Annotated in this window: 5 protein-coding genes and 2 pseudogenes; 5 read left to right on the top strand and 2 right to left on the bottom strand. The window is 37.6% G+C overall.

Translation table 11 applies throughout. From position 1 onward, the window contains the following. From ACILQF_RS08475 to ACILQF_RS08495, 5 genes and pseudogenes are all read left to right on the top strand, one after another. A pseudogene (locus tag ACILQF_RS08475) lies at positions 1-644 on the top strand (UDP-N-acetylglucosamine 1-carboxyvinyltransferase); the annotation flags it as partial. Between the two features lie 97 nt (positions 645-741). Beyond that, on the top strand, positions 742-2,031 hold the full coding sequence (locus tag ACILQF_RS08480; RefSeq protein ID WP_395626985.1) for an NAD(P)/FAD-dependent oxidoreductase: 1,290 nt from the start codon (positions 742-744) through the stop codon (positions 2,029-2,031). Further along, positions 2,021-3,337, top strand: a complete 1,317-nt coding sequence (locus tag ACILQF_RS08485; RefSeq protein WP_395626986.1) for a 4Fe-4S binding protein — start codon at positions 2,021-2,023, stop codon at positions 3,335-3,337. Before ACILQF_RS08480 ends, ACILQF_RS08485 begins: the two co-directional genes overlap by 11 nt. Further along, complete coding sequence (locus ACILQF_RS08490) at positions 3,327-4,028, top strand: glycosyltransferase family 2 protein (protein WP_395626987.1); 702 nt, start codon at positions 3,327-3,329, stop codon at positions 4,026-4,028. The genes ACILQF_RS08485 and ACILQF_RS08490 overlap by 11 nt, the downstream gene beginning before the upstream one ends. Before the next feature lie 19 nt (positions 4,029-4,047). Continuing rightward, positions 4,048-5,484 (top strand): glycosyltransferase, encoded by a 1,437-nt coding sequence (locus ACILQF_RS08495; RefSeq protein ID WP_395626988.1) that lies wholly within the window; start codon positions 4,048-4,050, stop codon positions 5,482-5,484. Positions 5,485-5,499: 15 nt separating this feature from the next. On the opposite strand, the gene ACILQF_RS08500 is transcribed toward ACILQF_RS08495, so the two are convergent. Together ACILQF_RS08500 and ACILQF_RS08505 are read right to left on the bottom strand one after the other, a co-directional pair. Further along, positions 5,500-6,861 (bottom strand): pyridoxal-phosphate dependent enzyme, encoded by a 1,362-nt coding sequence (locus ACILQF_RS08500; RefSeq protein WP_395626989.1) that lies wholly within the window; start codon positions 6,859-6,861, stop codon positions 5,500-5,502. 178 nt (positions 6,862-7,039) lie between these two features. Next, a pseudogene (locus ACILQF_RS08505) lies at positions 7,040-7,432 on the bottom strand (AMP nucleosidase); the annotation flags it as partial.

Consider the following 7,432-nt stretch of genomic DNA (forward strand, 5'->3'; position numbering starts at 1 on the left):
TTGGTGGCACAGAACATCGTTTATTACCAGATATGATTGAAATTGGATCCTTCATCGGACTTGCTGCCATGACTGAATCTGAAATTACCATTAAAAACGTTCAGTTTGAAGAACTTGGGATGATTCCTGAAGTATTCAGAAAGCTCGGCATAAAACTTGAATTAAGGGGCGATGACATTTTTATCCCAGCACAAAAATCATATGAAGTTGAAACTTTCATAGATGGATCAATCATGACAATTGCAGATGCCCCTTGGCCTGGATTTACTCCTGATCTTTTAAGTATCATGCTCGTTGTTGCCACCCAAGCAAAAGGCAACGTGTTGATTCACCAAAAAATGTTTGAAAGTCGCCTTTTCTTCGTCGATAAATTGATAGACATGGGTGCGCAAATCATTTTATGTGATCCACATCGTGCAACGGTTATCGGACTTGATAAAAAAGTTAAGCTTCGCGGAATCGAAATGACTTCCCCAGACATCAGAGCGGGGGTTTCTTTATTAATTGCAGCGCTATCGGCGCAAGGCACTTCCATCATTCATAATATCGAACAAATAGAGCGCGGTTATCAAGACATAGATATTCGTTTAAGAGCTTTAGGAGCCGATATTAGAAGAATTGATGCGACTGCCAAAGGTCACTAATCAGCAAAAAAAGCCAATATAGGTCTTCATTATTGTTGATAATTAGGTATCTTGCTCTACCTGATATCTTCTACTAAACGCACGTAAAATACTATTTATGAACATCATCATAATAGGAAATGGAATTACCGGTATTACCTGCGCTCGTCAGATTCGTAAGCAAAATTCAGCTGCCACAATAACAGTCATCTCCAAGGAGAGTGAATATTTCTATTCTCGTACTGCACTGATGTACATTTACATGGGGCACATGAAATTTGAAAATACTAAGCCTTATGAGGATTGGTTCTGGACAAAGAACAGAATCAATTTAGTTAAAGCGACAGTGAATGGATTAGATGCTGAAAACCAGACCATTACACTAGAAGATTCACGAGTTTTATCCTTTGATAAACTTGTTTTAGCATGCGGTTCTATTCCGAATAAATTAGGCTGGCCAGGCCAGAATTTAAAAGGTACACAAGGGCTTTATAGTATTCAGGATTTGGAGGAAATGGAATTAAACACCAAAAATATTTCTTCAGCAGTGGTAGTTGGCGGTGGATTAATAGGCATTGAAATGGCAGAAATGCTCCACAGCAGAAATATTTCTGTAAGTATGCTCATCAGAGAAAAAGCCTTTTGGTTAAGTGTGCTACCTCTTGAAGAAGCTCAATTAGTAGGCCGCCATCTTAAAGAACAGGGAATAAATTTAATATTTAATACAGAACTAAAGGAAATAAAATCCCTTGATCAGATATCTGTTGATCATATTTTAACCGACGCAGAAGAAAAAATATCATGTCAGTTTGTGGGATTAACAATTGGAGTTAAACCCAATATAGAATTCCTGAAAAATACTCCTCTAGAAATAGAAAAAGGTATCGTCGTTAATGAATTTTTAGAGACAAATGTCCCTAATATTTATGCTGCTGGAGATTGTGCTCAATTGGGCTCATTAAAAACAACACAAGCGGCAGTAGAGCAATTGTGGTATACAGGAAAAATGCAGGCAGAAACCTTGGCCAACACCATTTGTGGAAGCAGAACCGCTTATGAGCGCGGAATCTGGTTCAATTCAGCCAAATTCTTTGATATTGAGTTTCAAAGCTATGGAAAAGTGCCATCAGTACTCCCTAAAGAGCAGCAAAGCTTTTATTGGGAGCATAAAAAAGGAAAGATATCTTTCAGAGCTAATTTCAATCAATCAGACCAGTCTATAATCGGTTTTAATTTCATGGGCATACGCTTCAGACAGGTAATTGCAGAACGTTGGATTCGTGAAAAGCGGAGTATAAATGAAGTGATGGAAAAACTGAGCCTAGGTTGGTTTGACCCTGAATTTTCAAAATCTCATGAAAAAGAAATAGTCCAAGCATTTATACTATTCAATGAAAATGCAAGATAAGTCCCTTTCCATAGCGGAACCTGTAGAGAGCCCAATTTCTCAAAAAATTGGTGCTAGCATGATTGCTGCAGCAATTTTATGTGCCCTAATTGCTGCTTCGGGACCAGGAGCGGCGTATCCGATACTCTTTTTTTGGGGAATAATAGTGCTCGTTTTTGCGGGCACTATAAGTTATTCTATCCCCTATTTCAAGGCCATTCCGGGAGTAAAAAATAATGGTGTCATGCAAAATCCCGCAACAAATCGGGGAGCAATTGCTTGGGGCGTGGCGATGTTAATGACTGGTTTTTACATTATTCTATATTGGTTTCCATCGTATTTGGAGGGATTAATCCGAATGATGGACCCACTGAGCATAATTCTCCGAAATACAAAAGCAGATCACTGGTTTTTATATGGTGCCTTCTATACAATCGCGGTTTTGGTGATGGGAATAAAGTTTATTGCCAAATATAAATACAGTAGATATCAAGTAATTAGAACAATATCTGTGATGTTTTTCCAATTGGGATTTGCCTTTTTAATACCGGCATTTTTAATGAAATTAAATCAACCTGAGTTTTATTTTTCCTATTTCTGGCCCCTAAAATATTCCTATATATTTCCAAATGATGTCAATAATTTAATCCAATCTGGCAATATTGGGGTTTTTATGGTGTTCTGGGGCTTGGTAATGACCTTTATTGCAACACCAATTTTAACCTATAATTATGGCAAGCGATGGTATTGTTCATGGGTTTGTGGATGTGGTGCCTTGGCCGAAACATTAGGTGATCCATACCGACAATTATCAGATAAATCGTTAAAATCATGGAAAATTGAACGCTGGATGGTCCATTCTGTTTTAGTTTTCGTTACTATAACTACAGCCTTACTCTGGTTAAATTCATGGAAAAATGGCACAATACTAGGTGATGCATCAGGATTATTTGCGCAATGGTATGGTTTTTTAATCGGCTCTGTATTTTCGGGTGTAATTGGGACAGGTTTCTACCCGATTATGGGTTCACGGGTTTGGTGTCGTTTTGGATGCCCAATGGCAGCCGTTTTAGGCTTATTCCAACGCTTCAAGTCAAAATTCAGGATTACTACAAATGGAGCACAATGCATCTCCTGCGGCAATTGCTCCACCTATTGTGAGATGGGAATCGACGTGAGAGCCTATGCACAGAAAGGCGAAAATATAATTCGCTCCTCTTGCGTGGGATGCGGAATTTGTGCAACCGTTTGCCCTAGAGGAGTTCTAAAGCTTGAAAATCTGGCCGAAGAAGGTCGTTTTGAACCCTATAAGCGTGATGAGCTCTAATACAAGTGCAGCAAATGTTTATGTAATCATTCCCGCCTATAATGAGAGTCAATCCATTGGAAAAGTAATTGCTGATATACCCAATCTGGTGCGTGAAATTATTGTTGTTGATAATGTTTCGACCGACAATACCGCTGAGGTAGCCCGAGAGAAAGGAGCAACTGTATGGAGAGAAAACCGAAAAGGTTATGGCTATAGCTGCTTAAAAGGAATGGAGTATGTTCAAACAAAAGCAAAACCAGAAGATATCATAGTTTTTTTAGATGGCGATTACTCAGATTTTCCCAGCGAAATCACCCTAATTATTAAACCGATTTTAAATTCTAATTACGATTTAGTTATCGGCTCAAGAGTACTTGGCAACAGAGAGCCTGGGTCTTTATTATTTCAGCAAATGGCAGGCAATTGGCTCGCTACTAAGCTGGTTAAATTATTCTACAATGCTAAGTTTACTGATTTAGGGCCCTTTAGAGCGATTAAGTGGTCGGCATTACAAGAACTAGGCATGAAAGATAAAACCTTCGGCTGGACCGTTGAGATGCAGGTTAAAGCAGCAAAGCAGAAATTGAAATTCACAGAAATACCTGTAAGCTATCGACGCCGAATTGGAGTAAGTAAGGTATCTGGTACAATCTATGGTACTTTTATGGCTGGGTATAAAATATTACTTACCATCTTTAAAAATATTTAATCCGGGATTCAATTCACACATGATAGCGCTTATCTTAATAATTGCATACTGCTTTTTCTTCTTCTTTATTGCCCTTTTTAGCTTGGGGCAGTTAGCGCTTATAATCACTTATCTAAGAAATAAGAATAAGGAAAATGTTAAAATCGAATTAAATAGCCTACCAAAAATAACCATCCAACTACCAATTTATAATGAACGGTTTGTAATTAAGCGACTCCTAGAAGCTGTTTCCAAATTAAACTATCCTAAAGAAAAATTAGAAATACAGGTATTAGATGACTCAGACGATGATACGAGCATGCTCGCTCAACAATTAGTCGATAAATTGAGACAAGATGCTTTTTTAATAGAACATATTCAGCGCAAAAACAGAATAGGGTTTAAAGCTGGGGCCTTACAAAACGGTTTAAATTTAGCTTCAGGTGAATATATTGCCATTTTTGATGCAGATTTTATCCCCGATCCAAACTTTTTAATCGATAGTCTAGCCTATTTCACTCATGAAAAAATCGGGATGGTTCAAAGTCGCTGGGGGCATCTTAATCCTAGAGACTCATGGCTTACCCGCGCACAAGAATTGGGTTTAAACTGCCACTTTATTATCGATCAAGAAGGGCGCTCTAAGGGCGGATATTTTATAAACTTTAATGGAACAGCCGGCATTTGGCGAAAAAGCTGCATTGAGGATGCCGGCGCTTGGGAAGCCGATACACTAACCGAAGACCTTGATTTGAGTTATCGTGCACAGATGAAAGGCTGGCAATTTAATTTTTGCCCCGACATTATTTCACCCGCCGAACTTCCCGATCAAGTGAGTGCTCTAAAATCGCAGCAGTTTAGATGGATCAAAGGCGGAGTAGAAACCTCGAAAAAACTATTAGGTAAATTATGGGAATGCCCTCTGCCACTGTCCAAAAAGCTATTTGGGACTGTTCAGCTGCTCAATAATTACATTTATGGCTTCATTCTTTTTGCCGGGATGACAAGTGTTCCCTTAATGATATTAAAAAATACTAGGACAGAACACCATCTATTTTTTAATTGGAGTTCGCTATTCATTATCGTACTCCTCATCAACTTCTTTTATTGCTATATCAGTGTTTTGCACGATAAAAAAAATACATTTTCGGCATTAAAAGAAATACTCAGTGCCTACCCCATTGCAGTAATTGTATCCATGGGTATGTCTTACCATAATATGATTGCAGTATTTAAGGGCATAAATGGACAAAAATCTGCCTTTATCAGAACTCCCAAGTTTAACGAATCAAAAGTTTATAATCCTTATTCAAGGAAGCAAAAGCTCAAGAATTATGTTCCAGAAATACTTCTTTTTATTTACTTCTTAACGGCTTCAGGCATTGGAATTTATTTCCTAGATTTTGGCTTCCTAATTTACCATGTCTTAATGACTGCAGGTTTCGGATATATTTTCTACCGTGCAGCGATTGAATAGATTTACTAAAATTTATTAACCGGAAATAGCATTTATAATGTCATACTGGGTGATAATCTCAATATTACCATTCCCATCTTCCACTAAAACAGCCATGTTTTCCTTGTTGATAATCGACGAAATTTTATCAATGGAAGTATTCAAATCCACAAAAGGAAAAGAGGAAGTCATGATATCCTTAACACAACCAGAACGAAGGGCAGGATTCTCTAAAACAGCACTCAAAATGTCACTTTCAGTAATTTTTCCAACAACCATCCCCTTCTGAGTAACTGGGATCTGGGAAATATTCAATGATTTTATGGTGTTAATCGCCTGCAGTACAGATTGTTCACAATCAATAGTCACAATTTCTTGTCGGCCGCGTTTTGTCAAAATCGACTTCGCAGTTAGTTTTTCATCTTCTAAAAAGCCACGTTCTCTTAACCAATCTTCATTATACATTTTACCCATGTATCTTGATCCATGATCATGAAAAATGATTACCACTACATCGTCTTCTTTGAGCTCATCTTTCAATTGCATGAGCCCAGCAAGTGCAGAACCCGCAGAATTACCCGCAAAAATCCCTTCTTTTCTTGCAATATCACGGGTCATCAATGCCGCATCTTTATCAGTAACCTTCTCAAAGCGATCAATTACATTAAAATCCACATTTTGAGGCAGAAAATCTTCACCTATACCCTCAGTAATGTAGGGATAGATCTCATTTTTGTCAAAAATTCCCGTTTCTTTATATTTTTTGAAGACAGATCCATAAGTATCAATTCCCCAAATTTTAATGCTTGGATTCTTCTCCTTAAGATATTTGCCTGTACCAGAAATAGTTCCGCCAGTACCAACACCAACAACCAGGTGCGTAATTTTACCCTCTGTTTGCGCCCAAATTTCTGGCCCTGTTTGTTCGTAATGTGCTAAAGAGTTTGATAAATTATCGTATTGATTGGGCTTCCATGAATTTGGAACCTCACGCTCAAGTCGTGAAGAAACAGAATAATAAGACCTTGGATCTTCAGGGTCAACATTGGTAGGACACACAATAACCTCTGCACCAAAAGCACGCAAAGCATCAACTTTTTCTTTCGATTGCTTATCTGTAGTGGTAAAAATACACTTATAACCCTTAATGATGGCAGCCATCGCAAGTCCCATTCCCGTATTACCGGATGTACCCTCAATGATTGTTCCTCCTGGCTTCAACTTTCCGCTCCTCTCTGCATCCTCAATCATCTTCAAGGCCATTCTATCTTTAATAGAGTTGCCTGGATTGGTTGTTTCAATTTTAGCTAAAACCGTAGCTTTAACATCCTTCGTTATATTGTTCAATTTTACCAATGGAGTGTTTCCAATGGTTTCAAGAATATTATTGTACCACATAATGCAAAAATACGTATTTAAGCTTAAATCAATATATTAAATGCTTTATTAGTAATAAAAAGAAATAATATATTGATTTATAAAAATTAAAAGAATTTAATTTTGAAAATGTCAAAAATTAAGATAATAACCAATGTAAATTGGGTAAGATTGTATTTTAATATTTATTTTCGTGCGACTAAAACTTCAAGTGTTTTACAGTTAAGCCTTTATTAATCAATTGCTTAAGAGAATCTATACCAACTCTTAAATGTGTTTCTACATATTGCTCAGTAACGTTCGAATCACTTTCAGCTGTTTTCACACCCTCAGGAATCATAGGTTGATCTGAAACCAATAATAAGGCACCTGTTGGGATCTTATTTGCAAAACCTGTGGTAAAAATGGTAGCCGTTTCCATATCTACAGCCATGGCGCGCAGGCTTTTAAGATACTTTTTAAAACTCTTATCATGCTCCCAAACTCTACGGTTAGTGGTGTATACGGTACCAGTCCAGTAATCACGTGAATGATCACGAATGGTTGTTGAAATAGCTTTTTGTAAAGCGAAGGCTGGTAGTGCTGGGACTTC

This window comes from Daejeonella sp. (genome assembly GCF_044232565.1).
GTDB lineage: Bacteria > Bacteroidota > Bacteroidia > Sphingobacteriales > Sphingobacteriaceae > Daejeonella.

What these genes read in the sequence shown, in the direction of transcription:
- ACILQF_RS08485 (WP_395626986.1), top strand. Translation starts at nt 2,021, where the DNA reads ATGCAAGATAAGTCCCTTTCCATAGCGGAACCTGTAGAGAGCCCAATT.
- ACILQF_RS08500 (WP_395626989.1), bottom strand. Translation starts at nt 6,861, where the DNA reads ATGTGGTACAATAATATTCTTGAAACCATTGGAAACACTCCATTGGTA.
- ACILQF_RS08490 (WP_395626987.1), top strand. Translation starts at nt 3,327, where the DNA reads ATGAGCTCTAATACAAGTGCAGCAAATGTTTATGTAATCATTCCCGCC.
- ACILQF_RS08495 (WP_395626988.1), top strand. Translation starts at nt 4,048, where the DNA reads ATGATAGCGCTTATCTTAATAATTGCATACTGCTTTTTCTTCTTCTTT.
- ACILQF_RS08480 (WP_395626985.1), top strand. Translation starts at nt 742, where the DNA reads ATGAACATCATCATAATAGGAAATGGAATTACCGGTATTACCTGCGCT.